16 protein-coding genes and 1 pseudogene are annotated in these 15,316 nt (G+C 42.0%); 15 read left to right on the top strand and 2 right to left on the bottom strand.

Translation table 11 applies throughout. The annotated features are described in order from the left end of the window. Positions 1-30 precede the first annotated feature (30 nt). The 3 genes from MHB85_RS17375 to MHB85_RS17365 all read left to right on the top strand — a co-directional run bounded on the left by MHB85_RS17375 (position 31) and on the right by MHB85_RS17365 (position 3,819). Positions 31-1,467 carry an amino acid permease gene (locus tag MHB85_RS17375; protein ID WP_192131118.1) on the top strand — a complete coding sequence of 479 codons (1,437 nt, stop codon included), beginning with the start codon at positions 31-33 and terminating at the stop codon, positions 1,465-1,467. Positions 1,468-1,725: 258 nt separating this feature from the next. Next, entirely contained in the window at positions 1,726-2,805 is a 1,080-nt protein-coding gene (locus MHB85_RS17370; protein WP_192131120.1) for a hypothetical protein, read from the top strand. A 93-nt stretch (positions 2,806-2,898) separates the two neighbouring features. Beyond that, complete coding sequence (locus MHB85_RS17365) at positions 2,899-3,819, top strand: tyrosine-type recombinase/integrase (RefSeq protein WP_192131122.1); 921 nt, start codon at positions 2,899-2,901, stop codon at positions 3,817-3,819. Positions 3,820-4,097: 278 nt separating this feature from the next. Here the strand turns inward: MHB85_RS17365 and MHB85_RS17360 are convergent, their stop codons facing one another. Beyond that, on the bottom strand, positions 4,098-5,027 hold the full coding sequence (locus MHB85_RS17360; protein ID WP_076217081.1) for an L-lactate dehydrogenase: 930 nt from the start codon (positions 5,025-5,027) through the stop codon (positions 4,098-4,100). Between the two features lie 335 nt (positions 5,028-5,362). On the opposite strand from MHB85_RS17360, the gene MHB85_RS17355 reads away from it, so the two are divergent. Together MHB85_RS17355 and MHB85_RS17350 are read left to right on the top strand one after the other, a co-directional pair. Then, a complete protein-coding gene (locus tag MHB85_RS17355; protein ID WP_179198638.1) occupies positions 5,363-6,640 on the top strand; it encodes a WD40/YVTN/BNR-like repeat-containing protein in 1,278 nt (425 codons plus the stop codon). Positions 6,641-6,788: 148 nt separating this feature from the next. Then, positions 6,789-6,998: a hypothetical protein gene (locus MHB85_RS17350; protein WP_017688124.1), complete on the top strand. Its 210-nt coding sequence runs from the start codon at positions 6,789-6,791 to the stop codon at positions 6,996-6,998. A gap of 148 nt (positions 6,999-7,146) precedes the next feature. Here MHB85_RS17350 and MHB85_RS17345 read toward each other — a convergent pair whose 3' ends face one another. Then, positions 7,147-7,992 (bottom strand): MBL fold metallo-hydrolase, encoded by an 846-nt coding sequence (locus tag MHB85_RS17345; protein WP_091019578.1) that lies wholly within the window; start codon positions 7,990-7,992, stop codon positions 7,147-7,149. Between the two features lie 473 nt (positions 7,993-8,465). Between MHB85_RS17345 and MHB85_RS17340 the strand changes: the two genes are divergently transcribed. The 10 genes and pseudogenes from MHB85_RS17340 (at position 8,466) to MHB85_RS17295 (ending at position 15,261) form a co-directional block, all read left to right on the top strand. Further along, positions 8,466-8,984 carry a DUF3231 family protein gene (locus MHB85_RS17340; RefSeq protein ID WP_091019577.1) on the top strand — a complete coding sequence of 173 codons (519 nt, stop codon included), beginning with the start codon at positions 8,466-8,468 and terminating at the stop codon, positions 8,982-8,984. A gap of 352 nt (positions 8,985-9,336) precedes the next feature. Next, a pseudogene (locus MHB85_RS17335) lies at positions 9,337-9,510 on the top strand (class I SAM-dependent methyltransferase); the annotation flags it as partial. Positions 9,511-9,531: 21 nt separating this feature from the next. Next, entirely contained in the window at positions 9,532-10,626 is a 1,095-nt protein-coding gene (locus MHB85_RS17330) for a serine hydrolase domain-containing protein (RefSeq protein ID WP_091019575.1), read from the top strand. Positions 10,627-10,631: 5 nt separating this feature from the next. Further along, complete coding sequence (locus MHB85_RS17325) at positions 10,632-11,324, top strand: hypothetical protein (RefSeq protein ID WP_091019574.1); 693 nt, start codon at positions 10,632-10,634, stop codon at positions 11,322-11,324. A 61-nt stretch (positions 11,325-11,385) separates the two neighbouring features. Then, positions 11,386-12,165 (top strand): phosphotransferase, encoded by a 780-nt coding sequence (locus tag MHB85_RS17320; RefSeq protein ID WP_091019572.1) that lies wholly within the window; start codon positions 11,386-11,388, stop codon positions 12,163-12,165. A gap of 66 nt (positions 12,166-12,231) precedes the next feature. Then, positions 12,232-12,657 (top strand): NUDIX hydrolase, encoded by a 426-nt coding sequence (locus MHB85_RS17315; protein ID WP_091019571.1) that lies wholly within the window; start codon positions 12,232-12,234, stop codon positions 12,655-12,657. 81 nt (positions 12,658-12,738) lie between these two features. Further along, positions 12,739-13,485 (top strand): class I SAM-dependent methyltransferase, encoded by a 747-nt coding sequence (locus MHB85_RS17310; RefSeq protein WP_091019569.1) that lies wholly within the window; start codon positions 12,739-12,741, stop codon positions 13,483-13,485. Between the two features lie 60 nt (positions 13,486-13,545). After that, positions 13,546-14,040, top strand: coding sequence for an AAA family ATPase (locus MHB85_RS17305; protein WP_091019567.1), 495 nt, complete (start codon positions 13,546-13,548; stop codon positions 14,038-14,040). A 42-nt stretch (positions 14,041-14,082) separates the two neighbouring features. Then, positions 14,083-14,625 (top strand): GNAT family N-acetyltransferase, encoded by a 543-nt coding sequence (locus MHB85_RS17300; RefSeq protein WP_091019566.1) that lies wholly within the window; start codon positions 14,083-14,085, stop codon positions 14,623-14,625. A 42-nt stretch (positions 14,626-14,667) separates the two neighbouring features. After that, positions 14,668-15,261, top strand: a complete 594-nt coding sequence (locus MHB85_RS17295) for a C39 family peptidase (RefSeq protein WP_341073314.1) — start codon at positions 14,668-14,670, stop codon at positions 15,259-15,261. The last annotated feature ends 55 nt before the right edge of the window (positions 15,262-15,316 follow it).

The following is a 15,316-nucleotide window of genomic DNA, read 5'->3' as shown; positions in this document are numbered from 1 at the left end:
TTCAAGATTCATGACGAGAGGAACATGACTATGCGTGAGAACGAACATCGATCTTCATTATTTCGTAAAAAACCAATTGCCTCGGAGGGCGATAACAGCAGTGCATTAAAACGGGCGCTCGGTCCCTTGGACTTAACCACACTCGGGGTAGGTGCCATTATTGGAACAGGCATTTTCGTACTGACCGGTGTAGCTGCCGCAACGTATGCCGGACCCGGACTTGTATTATCATTTTTACTGGCAGGTATCATATGTGCATTCGCGGCATTATGTTACTCGGAATTTGCATCAAGCATACCGGCATCGGGTAGTGCGTACACGTATAGCTATACGGCTTTTGGCGAAGTGATTGCCTGGATTCTGGGATGGGATCTAATATTGGAGTATGGATTCGCGAGTGCGGCAGTAGCCAGCGGGTGGTCTGGATATTTCCAGACGTTATTGTCCGGATTCGGATTGGAGTTACCACATGCACTGACGAGTGCGTTCAGCCCGGAAAAGGGAACCTATTTTGATATCACGGCTGCGGTCATTACGTTAATTATCACCTTCCTGCTAACCCGAGGGGTAAAAGAGGCGGCTCGTGCGAACGGCATCATGGTAGCCATTAAAATTATCGTGGTGTTAATCTTTATTGGTGTGGGTGTCTTCTATGTAGAGCCAACCAACTGGCAGCCATTTTTGCCTTTTGGTATCTCAGGTGTAACTGCGGGAGCAGCAACCGTATTCTTTGCTTATATCGGTTTTGATGCGGTCTCCACAGCGGCAGAAGAAGTTAAGCAGCCACAACGGGATTTGCCGATTGGAATTATTGCTTCACTGGCAATCTGTACCGTTCTCTACATTGTTGTATCGTTGATCCTCACAGGGATTGTACCTTATAACATGTTGAATGTAAGTGATCCGGTTGCGTTTGCATTTGAGTTTGTTCAACTGAAGGGATTGTCCTGGATTGTATCTCTTGGAGCGATTGCCGGCATTACGACCGTATTACTGGTCATGATGTATGGCCAGACACGACTGCTCTATTCCATGTCTCGTGACGGACTGCTGTCTCCGGTCTTTTCCAAGGTTAGTGGCAAGAGTCAGACACCAGCGGTAGGAACATGGGTTGCAGGCATTATCGTGGCTTTGTTCTCCGGGTTCATCTCGTTGGGACATTTAGCGGAGCTTACGAACATCGGAACGTTGTTTGCTTTTGCAGTTGTAAGTCTGGGCATTATCGTGTTGCGTAAAAATAACCCTGATCTCAAACGCGGATTCCGCGTTCCACTTGTGCCACTGATTCCGATTCTGAGTGCTTTGGGTTGTGTATACCTGATGACACGCCTTGCGGCTCTGACATGGATAACGTTTTTTGCTTGGTTGATCATCGGATTGATTATCTACTTTGCGTATGGACGGCATTACAGTCATCTGAATCCGGCACGCCGGATCTCCAGTGCGTTCAGAGCGAAGGACAAATAGATTAGTTGAGAAGGTCTTTAACCGAGAACATCTTCATTTTTCCTCATTTCGTATCGCTTAGGCGAAGCGGGATGGGGATTTTTTATATAGAAAGATAAAGGATGATAACAGCAGGGGAAGGTTGGAATTTTCTTCATATATGGGTAAGTAATAAGGGACGTAACCAACTTAATCACAGGGGAGGGGTTGCGGCTTAGCCAAATATGAAATATATTTGGGGATGTGACATGCCATCAGACATAAGAGAGGGGATGTATCATGAACACACCATTACATACGAATTCAGATCATCAAAATGCAGCTTTTGGATTTGCACTAGCTGACTCATCCGTACTTGCAGAGGCGCAGTTAATTGTTTCACAATTAGGACGTGAAGACGGATTGCAGTTGGATATTGATCCGCAGCGTCTTCTGAAGGATGGACGTAAGGTATCTGTCATTGCACAACAGTTGGATTCGCCCGTCAATCGTCAGGATGCCAATATCATCTACGGTCAGGAGTTAGCATACGTGCAGTATGCTGTTAACCTGAAACCGGATAGCTCGATCTCCATTGCTTCTATTAAAGGAGTTGAACATTCTGTTGATTTTGGTTGGTCAGAATTTATAGAAGGGGAATACGAACTACGAATCTCCCTGCATATGAAAACACCACGTATTGCTGAAGGTGCACTCGAACCTGAGCAGATTGCAATGGTTAAGTACGCGCAGGTGATTACCACATTTATATCGCTTTTTCCGGCAGAAGCAGCGTCGTTGAGTTCGCCATCTCAAGCTGTGTGGAGCAGAAACCATCATGTATTTGACTCCTACGGCAGAGGAGGATTCATCCTCGCTGACCTGCCTCGACTCGCTAAGCGTGTGGAGGAACTGATTGGACCAGGTAACCACAATCTGATCGAACAATTTACGGAAGGTGAACTGTCGGATACTTTGCTGGAAGAGGGGCTGATGGCGATTGCCTGGGGCGTGACTCCGTGGTGTTATTCACTCTATTCTGCACCAGATGAGCAGTCGGCTGGAATACTTGCCATGGACAAACTGGGTGATGAACCTGAACGGCAAGGGATCTACCGTATTGATCCGTCCATTCAACAATTAAGTATCGTACCTGCGAATGAACTAGCTTACTGGCCTGCCTGCGTTCAGAACGATTGGCCTGTCATTGATGTGGCGGGTGAAGGCGAGACGTTGCACATGAATTTATATACTCAGATCTGTGAATCCGTGAATGGCCTGCACGAGAATCCATTGCCATCGTTTGTACTTACCCGCAGTCAAGGCAAACCCGAAGCGATCATTCCGCTGATTGACATTGTCATTGTGGATGAAGCGTAGAGCACTGTTCAACTTAGGAAGGTTGTTCTGTCATCGTAGTATCGGTGTAAATAATCTTATTCAATTTTAACTGAATCGAGGTGACGTAGACAGATGATGACCGAGGAGATTCAGGAGCAATATGCGGACGAGCTAGAAGCTTTTCACATATGGATGAAGGACGCCGGATATACAGGCCATACGGTAAAATCATACACGGGTGACGTGGTGGAATTCCTGATCTCCATTCAAGGAAAGTCACTGGAACAGGTCAAAAAGCTGCATGTATTGTCTTTTCTGTCCCGTGCGCGGGAGCGTGGGGTTAGTGATGCCACGAGAAATCGCAAACATGCGGCGGTGAACTGTTTTTACAAGTCCCTCATTGAACTCGAATTGTTAACGAATAATCCGGCTTTTGGGATTAAGAAATCCAAAACCGAGAAAAACCGCGCGCCCGTTTTCCTTGATGAAAGTGGTTTGACACGTTTTCTGGAGTCGGTAGATGGGAAGTATCGCACACGTAATCTGGCTGTTTTTCTACTGATGGGATATATGGGATTACGGGTCGGAGAAGTGCATGCGTTGGATTGCAAAGACTATAATGCGGAGCGGCGTACATTGGATGTATTTGGTAAAGGTCGTAAATGGCGCTCGCTCCCTGTACCGGAGACCGTGGCAAAAGTATTGTCTCAAGCGATGGCTGAGCGTCTCGATCCTTGGAGGCCAAAAGAGGAAGCGTTATTTGTCTCTCAGAAAGGGAAGAGACTGTCGATTCGCAGCATCCAGCTCATATCTACGGAAACCTTTGAACGATTCCAGCAGGAATCACCAGCCAATCAACGTCAAAACTACTCCAGCCATAAGCTGCGTCACTCCTTCGCGACCATGATGTTACGGCGTGGAGCCGACTTGCGTACGGTGCAGGAACTGCTTGGTCACGCGTCGATTCAAACAACAACCGTGTACACACACGTCACCAGCAGGGAGAAAGAAGAGGCTATGGCTCTGCTGGACGTTAAACTTCCGTCATATTAGAAGTGAATAGCTAATATTTAACACAAAAAGGAGTCTGTCCAAGTGACAGGCTTTTTTTGTTATTGATTTGATGGTGGAGATTTTAACATAATTAATATTATGTAAACTTATTATCTGATAACTAAATAGGCATATAAATAGAAGCCAAACCAAAGAACCATTTGTTCTTCTCTCTGGAAGAACAAATGGTCCTTTTGGCTAGCGCGGATATCTTAATTCACAACGTTTAACATGCTAAATCGTTCACACCATGAATGGTTGCGTGTTTTGTGGCAGGATTATTCCAATCCAGCGATCTGTTCTTTTAATTTGTTAGCAGATGCCTGGAAAGCCACTTTCTCGGATTCATTCAGCGGAAGAGGCAGAATCTCGCGCACACCGTTGCGATCGACAACACATGGAACACCCAGATAAACATCCGATACACCATTGTAGTCTTCAAGGTAAGTGGATACGTTCAGAACGGAGCCTTCGTTGCCGAGAATTGCAGCTACAATGCGGTCCAGAGCAAGGGCGATTGCATAGGAAGTCGCTCCTTTGGCATTAATAATCTCATACGCTGCATTTTTGGTGCGGTCGAAGATATCCTGTTGTGTTTCTTCATCCAGTTCCAGATCTGTTCCTGCAACGTTAGCCAGGCTCCATACCGGTACTTCGGAATCTCCATGCTCTCCAATAATGTGTGCGTGAATACTACGGGGGTCGATCCCTTTATTTTTACCAATGAGGTAACGGAAACGTGCGCTATCGAGCAATGTACCTGAACCGATAACACGGGAAGCAGGCCACCCGCTTTGTTTCCATGAAGTATAGGACAAAATATCTACAGGATTGGTTGCAATCAGCAAAATACCATGAGAATTCACTTCAGTAATACGCTCTATAATATCTTTGAAAATGCTTGCATTTTTCTTCAGCAGATCAATCCGGGTTTCACCTGGCTTCTGGGAAGCACCAGCTGTAATAATAATGATATCTGCATCTTTGCAGTCGGAATAATCGCCCGCCCATACTTTCACGCCACCCGTAAACGGAAGACCGTGGTTCATATCCAGCATTTCGCCGGTTGCTTTATCATGATTCACATCCACAAATACCAACTCGGACGAACGCTGTCTCAACATTAGCGTGTATCCCGTTGTTGTTCCCACCGCACCCATGCCTACAATCACGACACGACTTGGTTTCAATGCTGCACTATTTGTCATGTTCATATCCACTCCTTTTGGGTTATACTCCCATCCATATTAAGGGATCAGAGGATATAAAGCGAGTGTTGTCTATAAAATAGTTCACATTTCATGTCTTTTTACTAATTATTCCGTCGAAAAACAGTTTAGGATGAAATTAATGGTAATAAATGTACGACCTATAGCCCAGAGTATGAGTTGGAAAAAGGGAACGGGCCAACCAAGAGTAGGCAATGAGCCTTTTACATAAGGTTTGTGTTAGAATAGGAGCAGTGGATTCTGATGAATCGTAAATATAACGCCATAGGACAGGCATGCGCGCCTGTATATTGGATGAGAGAGGTGGAACCCACTTGCGTTCGCAATGGATCAAAATCGCGCAGACAGCATTGCTGTCTATAGGTATAGCAGCCTTACTCGCTGCATGCACCGACTCAGATCAACCTCCGGTAGCAGAACCTCCGCAGCAGCAAGAGGACGCCGGGAATACAGGGCAGACATTAACTGTTGTTCCCCCTATAAACAGTACAGAATCTGCAGATATGGCCAAGTACCAGATACAGACCCGATTAACCGATTTTCAGTTGCTCAATGACAACGGGGGATTGGCGTGGGGTGTGACGCGGAATGCGCTGCGCCTGTACTACACTCAGGATCAGGGAAAGACCTGGACCAATATTTCACCTTCGGAAAATGTACAGTTTCCGGCTAACCCTAAATATGGACAAAGCATTTATTTTGTAGATCGTGCACATGGTTGGATTGTTCGTGAAGGTATGGGTGGAACAGATACCATGGTGCTTCGCACCAACAATGGGGGCGTAACTTGGAGCCTGTCCTCTCTGTCCAAGACGGATAAAGTGACTGCGATCTCATTTGTATCTCCTGAAAAAGGATGGATTCTCACCACGGTCGATACCGCTATTGGTAAACAGGATAAGAAACTTTACTTTACCGAGGACGGTGGAATTACCTGGAATCGGATGTCATCCAGTGATGAAGATGGCAAACAGGAAGCAGAAGAGATTTCCAAACGTGGATACACCACGGGGATGACTTTCTCGGATCCAAAACATGGTTTCTTAACAGCGCTGGAGTTCGGCACACCGAAGTTGTATGTAACATCAGACGGCGGAGAGAACTGGAATACTGGACCATCCTTCTTTGATCGAAACAAATTTAACGGGTGTGGTAATTTCAGTGTTAGTTCACCACAATTTTTTGGACGTGAAGTGCAATCAGCCTGGATGTCAATGTCCTGTTCTCAAGGGGAGAGCACGACATTTAATGGATTCTTTACCACCGATGGTGGAAAGAGCTGGAAGCTGTCCAATTTCACTTTAAACAAACAAACGGGTCCGAATCGTAACCTTTCACCAGTATTTCTGAACGCATCGGAAGGTTGGGCGATGCAAAAGGGCATAACCTACCACACCAAGGATGCGGGCAAAACGTGGAGTGCACTTCCTGCAAGCAGTGTACTGGAGAAAATTCTCGAAGATTATCCGGAAATTGTGAAGATTCAGATGGTTAACCCCAAGCTTGGCTGGATATTGGTTGAAAATACAGATGCCAAAAGATCGTTGTTGTTGCAAACGGTAGATGGCGGTGTACATTGGAAAGTACTATAAACGTAGAGTGTTATCGATGTGAATAGATAGGAGAAAGGAGAGGAGTCTAAGGGTTCCTTTTCTTTTTTTGTTTAGTTTGTGAAATAAATCACAAATAAATCCACTAGAAGGTGATATATTTAACTCAACAAGAGAAGGAGTGATGAAGATGAGAACCAACGGTCAAACTCAATTCACGCAGGCGGATGAATTAACCAGATACATGCTTCAATTATGCTACACATGTGACGATGCCAATCGTTGTACAACAGAGGATGCAGTGAAGGCTTGCATGGCAGAACACGCACAGGCAGACCAACCCGAACCAGCTGAAGGTGGAGATGTAACTCGCGGGTATATGGACTTGATGTACGCATAGTAATCAAAACTGATCACAAAAAGCTGATATATCAACGTTTTGCCCCCAACAGGGGGCTTTCTTTTTTTTTGAAAACAACTGAAAAAAATCACATTTCCACAGCGCACTCATATTTAACACTTCACAGTACAATGCTCAAAGAGAAAAATTAGTTTACATACTTTCCATAATCCGGCACGGCAATGCGGTCAAATTCATTAACCAGTTTTCTCAGGCTTGTTGTTAGTAATTCACCAGACATCGGTAGTCCATGACCAGTTACAGCAATCAATGGCTTTAAACTCTCAAGTTTAACAACAGATTGCTTTGCAGCTTCCCAATCTGTTGTTAAATAGCGAGGGGGTCCACTTATCTCCAATTCCTGATTTAATACTTTATACATATACTCTTGTTTTACAGTAGCAAAGGCGTCACCTGCGATTAACGCTCCGTCACTTTCCCTAAACAACGAAACATGACCTGGAGAATGTCCTGGGGTATGAATCCATCTAAATCCTGGCATATGGGGTACACTTCCGTTCGCGGGTAACGTTTGTACATGACTTCCAAGGTTTATTGGTTCATTGGGAAAGGATGGCGACATCTTCGCTACCAAACCACCTTCAACCGTAGGGTCTGGTTCCGGGTATTTTTTTACCCCTGTGAGGAAGGGGAGCTCTAGCGGATGTGCATAAACCGGAACTCCCCAGTGTTCTACGAGTTCGATCACCCCTCCGACATGATCAAAATGTCCATGGGTCAAAATTACTGCTTTGGGCCGGCTGTTTGCACCGAAACGTTCCTCAATGACAGAAATTATTTCATTTGCTGACTTTGGCATTCCGGCATCTACTAAAACGAACTCGTCAGATTTCGGGTTACCCACTAAACAGATATTTACAATTTGGATAGTGTAGCAAAATAAATCAGGAAATATTTCAGTCCCTACACCACTTCCCACTGAAGTTACCGGGACAAACTTATAATCTGTACCGTAATTCAATTCTTCTTTCATTAGCTCCTCCTCCTTAACGTTGTTGAATTGACTTGCTGTAGTATACCCAGAAGTTTAAAATTATCCGACTTTCCGTAGCCTCCGCAGATGGATATATACAGTAAAAAACTGTAAATGGACAAGAGTACCGCCTTACATTCATGTCGCTTTACAAGCAGATCTCTGGAGGAAACAATGGGAAACTGCAAATGATATAGTACCAACCATTGGTTAATCATACATCTACATAAAATCAGTGATGATCTAGATGCTACAGCTAGTAATTAAATTGAAAAGAAACGATTGCTGATAGTTAAATCAAATAGAGGGATGAACTTTTCCCTCTATTGATACTTAGTTTGTCTAGAGACAAAAATATATCGCTTCCCAAAACCATTCCTTATAAAATAGGTATTTTATTACTTATGAATATGTATCTCCGGAACATGGAACTATAGTTCTGGTGGGAAATAAAATATGAAGGAGCTGTTATGATGGGAATATTAAGTGGTAATCCAAAAAATGAACCTATGCATTATGGTGAAATTTTCAGCGTATGGCAATGTTCAATGGTCGCGAAGGGTGCTCTTTCCTTTTACCAAGCATTTTCTAATCATGCAGGAGATAAAGATTTGAAAAAAACTTTGGAAGCACTGATTGATCAAGCTAAACTTGAGATTAAAGAGTGTGACACCCTCCTCACTGATAACGGAATTGCTCCAACGCCAGTTTTACCAGAAAGACCTCCAGTAAAACTGGAAGACATTCCTGTTGGTGCAAGGTTTACAGATCCGGAGATAGCTGCAAAAATTGCGTCTGATACTTCGATGGGATTAGTTGCTTGTAGTCAAGTTATGGGCCAATCCATTAGAGAAGATATTGGAGCCTTATTTGCGAAATATCACGTTACTAAAACCGCTTTAGGCCTTCGTATTCTCCAAATGAGTAAAGAAAAAGGCTGGCTTATTCCTCCGCCTCTTCAAGTGAAAAGACCGGAAGCTGTGGAAGCTTAAAAATAGATAAGAATCCCTGCTGACGATAAAAGTTAGCAGGGATTTTTATATTTTAAAATAAATTATGGTGCTGGATTAATAAGTAACCACTTATTGTTGAGGATTAGAAACTGAGATAGGAAGCAATAAATCAGCTTGTACAACTACAAACGTATGTCAGCGAAAAGATAGTAAGATGGATCTGATATACGCTTAGCCTATATTCACGGAGAACGCTCTTACGGGAGGGTTCTTTTTGATTCGGAGTGAAATGTATGCGCTTTTAAATGTACTTCGCAAATATTGCAGCACGGGTTATTATATAAATAATTAAGGTGATTTTCTCAAAATGTGGAATTGATTTAAGCCACCACTATCGGACCGTAAACTATCAACCTATGTGAATGCGTTGGCGAAAGCTGGATTTGCCATTGAGCAATTGATTGAGGAATCTGATGATGAATTAATGCAACGGCAAAATGATGATTTTGCCACTAAAGCAAAGATGCTCCCTGCAACTTATGTGATAAAGGAACGAAAACTATAGTAGATAATAAGGGGGTAGCCAATGAAGATTAATCAAAAATATTACTATGTTAATAAAGCAGTTACTTGTTTTCTGTCACTCGCTTTAATCATTATGACATGTGCGGTACCTGCGCACGCTGAGGTAGAGAAGGTGGAGACTACGCCCTCCAGGATTGCGTTGTCTTCGCTAGAGGAAACGATTGATTCATATATGGCTACGAATCAGAAGAACACCGCTGCCGTTTCGGTTGTAGCTATCAAGAACGGTGAGACTATTGTGAATAAGGCCTATGGATACGCAGATCTTGAGCAACAGAGAAAGGCAGACACCTCTACTGTATTTGAATGGGGTTCAACTTCTAAACTATTGGTCTGGACGAGTGTTATGCAGCTTGTAGAACAGGGAAAGCTTGATTTGGATACCGATATTCAGGAATATTTACCGGAAGGGTTTCTTAAGAAGCTTGAATACGATGCTCCCATCACCCTAATGAACCTAATGCATCATAACGCAGGGTGGGAGGATAGATTGATCGATTTATGGTATTCATCCGATAATGATATTGTGGAGTTAGGTGAAGCTTTACAAAAATTTGAGCCAAGGCAGATTGATAAACCTGGGAGTGTCGTTGCTTATTCGAACTATGGTACGGCTATGGCTGCTTACATCGTTGAAGTGCAAAGCGGACAACCCTTTTATAAATATGTAAATGAACATATATTTAAACCGCTGAATATGAAAGAAACTTCGATTCACCCGTCACAGCATGATAATCTAAACGTCTTGAAAAAGAGAAATGAGATTCAAGGATACACCACGAGTCTGAAACTCATCCCTAAGAACAGAGCATACATAAGCTTATACCCTGCGGGGGCCGCCATTGGCACAGCAGAGGATGCAGCTAAATTTCTCGCAGCCTTAATGCCGGTGGATCATAGCAATTTAATATTTACGAACAAGGAAACGTTAGACGAGATGCTGTCACCAAGTCTATATTATGATGGAACTTCTAATCCTCGAATTGCACATGGCTTCTTTGAAGTGGAGTACTGGGTGCCTACACTTGAACACGCTGGAAGTACGGCGGGATTTACAAGTAAATTTGTTATTGACCCGAAGTCAAATTTGGGTTAGTGGTCATGACAAACCAGTCAAATGAAATGGCTTATAGCGTTGGTCTTGTCCAGAAGGTGTTTGGAAGTAGCTTCAGTACAAATTCGGTTACATCTGAGAGTGGAGGATATTATCTGCCTGCGCGACGGGTCGTTTCCGGTTTTACGAAGGCATATTCGATGTTAAGTCTGCAGAAGTATACCACATTTGACCTTAGTAATTTTGCAAATGCTGTTGAGCGTAATGGCACTGTTGAGAAGGTTTCTATGTCTTATAATGACTTTTTGCCCATATCCAATTTAACGATATACTTGATCAAAGCATCTTTCATTGCTCTTGCAGTAGCCATCCTGCTCAGTTTGAGAGCTATAATTGGCTATTTTATTCGGTTATCCAAATACAAATTAAAAAACTGGGAAAGACCCGGCACAGGATTTGATAAATATCATATTGCCATTAATATTGCCAGTCTGGCATTCATTCTGAATACGATCCTATTATTCATGCGCGCCTTAGGCTTTGCCCCTTATTCTTCGTTACGCATACATCTCATTTTAAACCTGCTTTATGTAATTCTAGCTGTGGCGTACCTTGTCTTGATGTTCTACAAACTGCTGAAGAGAAGTTACAGTAACAAGCAAAAGGCGGTATACATCATGTCTGGCATGTCGGCTTTCCTATTTGCTGCTTTTATTATGGGATGGGATTTGTACTTTTAGAGCGGAATTATCGACGAGAACATGATCAGAAAGAGCATGAGATAGTAGAAAGGATAAAACTATGAACATTCAAGATCTCCCAATTGAAATAAAAGAACATATAGGAGAAGTCCAGAAAATCACTTTTCCTAAGCAGGGTCATACTTCTACTGTAGCTATACTGGATACGTTTGACCAAAAGTACATCATCAAGAAGACAGAAAACGATCTATATAATGAATGGTTATCCGATGAATATAAGGTGCTTCAATACCTTCATCATTCGGGACTCCCTGTTCCAAAGGTATATTCATTTCATACGGAGGACACAACGAGATGGCTTCTGATGGATTATATTAACGGAATAAGTTTAAGAGAATTTCTCGCTAAGATGCCTGACCTCCAAAGTAAAGAAAAAGCGATTTTTAACTTTGGGCTTTGTTTAAAGAAAATACATGAATGCTCTTGTCCCATTGAATTATTGAACAATGACAGTCCCTGGTTAGATACAATGCTTAACAAAGCAGAATATAATCTAAATCATTTTGCTGTAGACGGATCAGCAGAACTACTTCAACAGTTGAAAGAAGCAAGACCAAAACCAATAGAGAACACTTTCATTCATGGAGATTTTACTATAGATAATGTGCTAGTTAATGATTGCAATATTGTTGGAGTTATTGACTGGGCAGGTGCCGCTTATGGCGATCCAAGATATGATGTAGCATTAGCCATTAGACCAAAACCTAATGCGTTTGATAATGAAAGAGATAAAGAAATATTTTATAAGGGGTATGGAAAGTTAAGAGTCACGGATGAAGAGTACAATTATTTTGAAGACGGGATATATAACTTCTTTTAGTGTGTTTTTGTTTTTATATTACGTTCTTCAAATGCATATCCAATCTCTTTAGAAGGAGTCGAAAAAATGAGCCCTCCAAAACACATCTTATCTGCCGCTGCAATCGTGATAAACGACAAAAATGAATTATTACTTATTAGAGGGCCGCGAAGAGGATGGGAAATGCCAGGTGGTCAAGTAGAAGAAGGAGAATCTCTTAGTCAAGCTGCAATTAGAGAGACGAAAGAAGAATCTGGCATCGACATTGAAATCATCAAGTTTTGTGGAATATTTCAAAATATCGAAAATTCAATATGTAACACATTATTTCTAGCAAGACCGATAGGCGGGGAATTAACGACATCATCTGAGAGTTTAGACTCTGGTTTCTTTCCAATTGAAGAAGCGATTTTAAAAGTCGAATGGAAAAACTTCAGAGAAAGAATAGAGTATTGCTTGAACCCTGAGATGCAACCTTTTTGCATCGAGTTCAGTGATAAGAATAATATTTAATGTTTCCGGAAATGAGATTACATATTTCAACGAGGGTAACAAGTGATGTTCTGGATGTAGTGTATAAAGGGAGGTTAACAGATGGACAAGAACAGTGTTTATGAAACAAACAGCTTCTATTGGGATACAAGAGGGAATGACTATTTGAGAGCAATCGTGCTTCCACATTATGGAGCATTCATATCAGAAGAAAAGCACCAACTATTTGGGGATGTCTCAGGATTAAAGATGTTAGAGGTAGGCTGTGGAGATGGCCAATCCTTGCAGTATCATGGGGATCACAACGCTGGTGAGCTGTGGGGTATGGATATATCCCAGAAACAGATAGAAAAGACACAACAACACTTGAGTACACACGGTATTTCGGCAACATTGATATGTTCACCTATGGAAGAGGAATGTGGTATTCCTACGAATTATTTTGACGCTGTGTATTCGATTTACGCCATAGGTTGGACCACTGATCTTCAAGGTACTTTCAGCCGAATCGCTTCTTATTTAAAGAAAGATGGCATTTTTATTTTCAGTTGGTCTCATCCAATTCATAGATGTGTCGTTGAAGAAAATGATAGATTTATCTTTAATAAGCCATATTCTGATGAATCGTGGTATGCGGTATCTCCTGATTTTGTTCAGGGTGAACTAACTTTAGCGGATCGTCAAATATCAACCTATATCAATGCATTGGCGAAAGCGGGATTTGTCATTGAACAAATGATCGAGGAATCCGATGAGGATCTCATGCAATTACTTGATAATAGCGATAATCTCCTTAAAAGAGCGAAGATGTTACCTGTAACTTTTGTTATTAAAGCAAGAAAACGATGATTAAATGAAGTGAATCGGAGAGCGGACTATCAAATTTTATTTTAACTAAAGGAGCTAGTTATGAGAAAATTACCGCTATTTATAGTGACAGGCGCAAGTGGAACAGGAAAAACAACGATCTCTTCGTTTGTTCGCAAGCAGCTTCCCGAATTTGACGTCTTTGATATGGATATCATCGATAATGTGGATTGGCAGATTGCCAAAGAGAATTGGTTGAGGATTGCGTATAGCATATCCCTAAGTGGACGAGGGACTGTTTTATGTGGAACGATGGTGCCGGAAAACATTGCATCGTCAGATTACATAGATCGATTTGATCGAATTCTATATATGAATTTGCATTGTGACGACGTTACTCGCGAGACGCGTTTAAGAGCTCGTGGGTGGGATGAAAACTCGATCGAAGATCACAAGAATTTTGCAAATTGGCTACTCCAAAATTCGAAAACTGCATTTGACCCGCCAATGCAAAAAATCGAAACGGCAGAACTTACAGCAGAGGAAACAGCTGAACAGATTAAAGAATGGGTTCTAAAAAACTGGTGCGAGGAATGAAACCTAAAATAACTCATAGTTAGATTGAGTGGGAGGAACAGGATGCTACCTTTTCAAGTAAATGAATCTATTGTATTAAAGCTGATCAAATCTCAAGATCGAGATGAGTTGTATGCATTAATTGATGAAAATAGAAAGTACTTGAGAACGTGGTTACTCTGGGTTGATAAACGGCAATCGCCCAAAGATTTAGATTCTGTAATAGAGTTATGGACACGTAATTATGAAGAGCGAAACGGTTTTGATTCCGGAATATGCTTCAATGGACAATTGGTCGGGATGTTAGGGTTGCACTATATTGATTGGAACAATAGAGCAACGAGCCTTGGATATTTTTTAGCTGAGTCAGCACAGGGCAAAGGAATCATTACCAAATCAATAGAGCGATTGCTTAAATATCTCTTTAACGAGTTGAAGTTAAATCGTGTGATCATTCAATGTGCAGAAAATAATTTAAAAAGCAGAGCTATACCTGAGAAAATCGGATTTTCAAATGAGGGAACATCCAGAGAAGCTCAATGGGTCTACGATCATTATGAGAATATTGTGACGTATAGTCTGCTGTCTAGTGAATGGCGTACTTAAACGTTAGAGTACATCGTCTGATGAGACGAAGGAGGTCACGAATTGTTTCTCAATGTATTACTTTGGTTGATTATTCTCTGGGTGATCTCCCTTTATTTCAGTTTTCCTAAGAAAGATCGCATGTACACAGTCAATGTGCCAAGCACATATTACATTCAATCTTCAAATCGGTTGGATATTCAGAAAAACTACGAATGTGCTGCATTTTCCAGTGCGTTCGTCTTGAGACATTTCGGTTTGGAGTCCAACGGAACTAAGCTTTATGAAGCCTATCCTCGCAAATTACTAGATGGAACCGTATACCCCAAAGCAGTTGTTGTTTTTTTCAGGAAACTAGGATATCAGGCAATGTACTTACGTGGAAATGTGAATACGTTGAAGAAACAGATCAGCCAAGGGGTGCCTGTTATTTTATTTATTAGAGTACATGCCAAACAACGTTATTTGCATTTTGTTCCCGTCGTTGGTTATGATGAAACGCATTTTTACTTGGCAGAATCGTTAGATCACAAGATTAATTGTGATGAAGAGTATTACAACCGAAAAATCAGCATAAGTGAACTCAACACGGTATGGGGGTCATGGTTACCCTTTTGTCAAAACTCATATATCGTCGTACATCCGAAGCAGACTTAAGAAGTCCCGCTCAAGGGAAAGGTATTTACTTTGAACGAACGAATGGGCATTATTC

It is taken from the genome of Paenibacillus sp. FSL K6-4396, assembly GCF_038002525.1.
GTDB classification, from domain to species: domain Bacteria; phylum Bacillota; class Bacilli; order Paenibacillales; family Paenibacillaceae; genus Paenibacillus; species Paenibacillus amylolyticus_B.
Note: the sequence above shows the minus strand (reverse complement) of the source record. Positions and strands in the feature narration are given on the sequence as shown.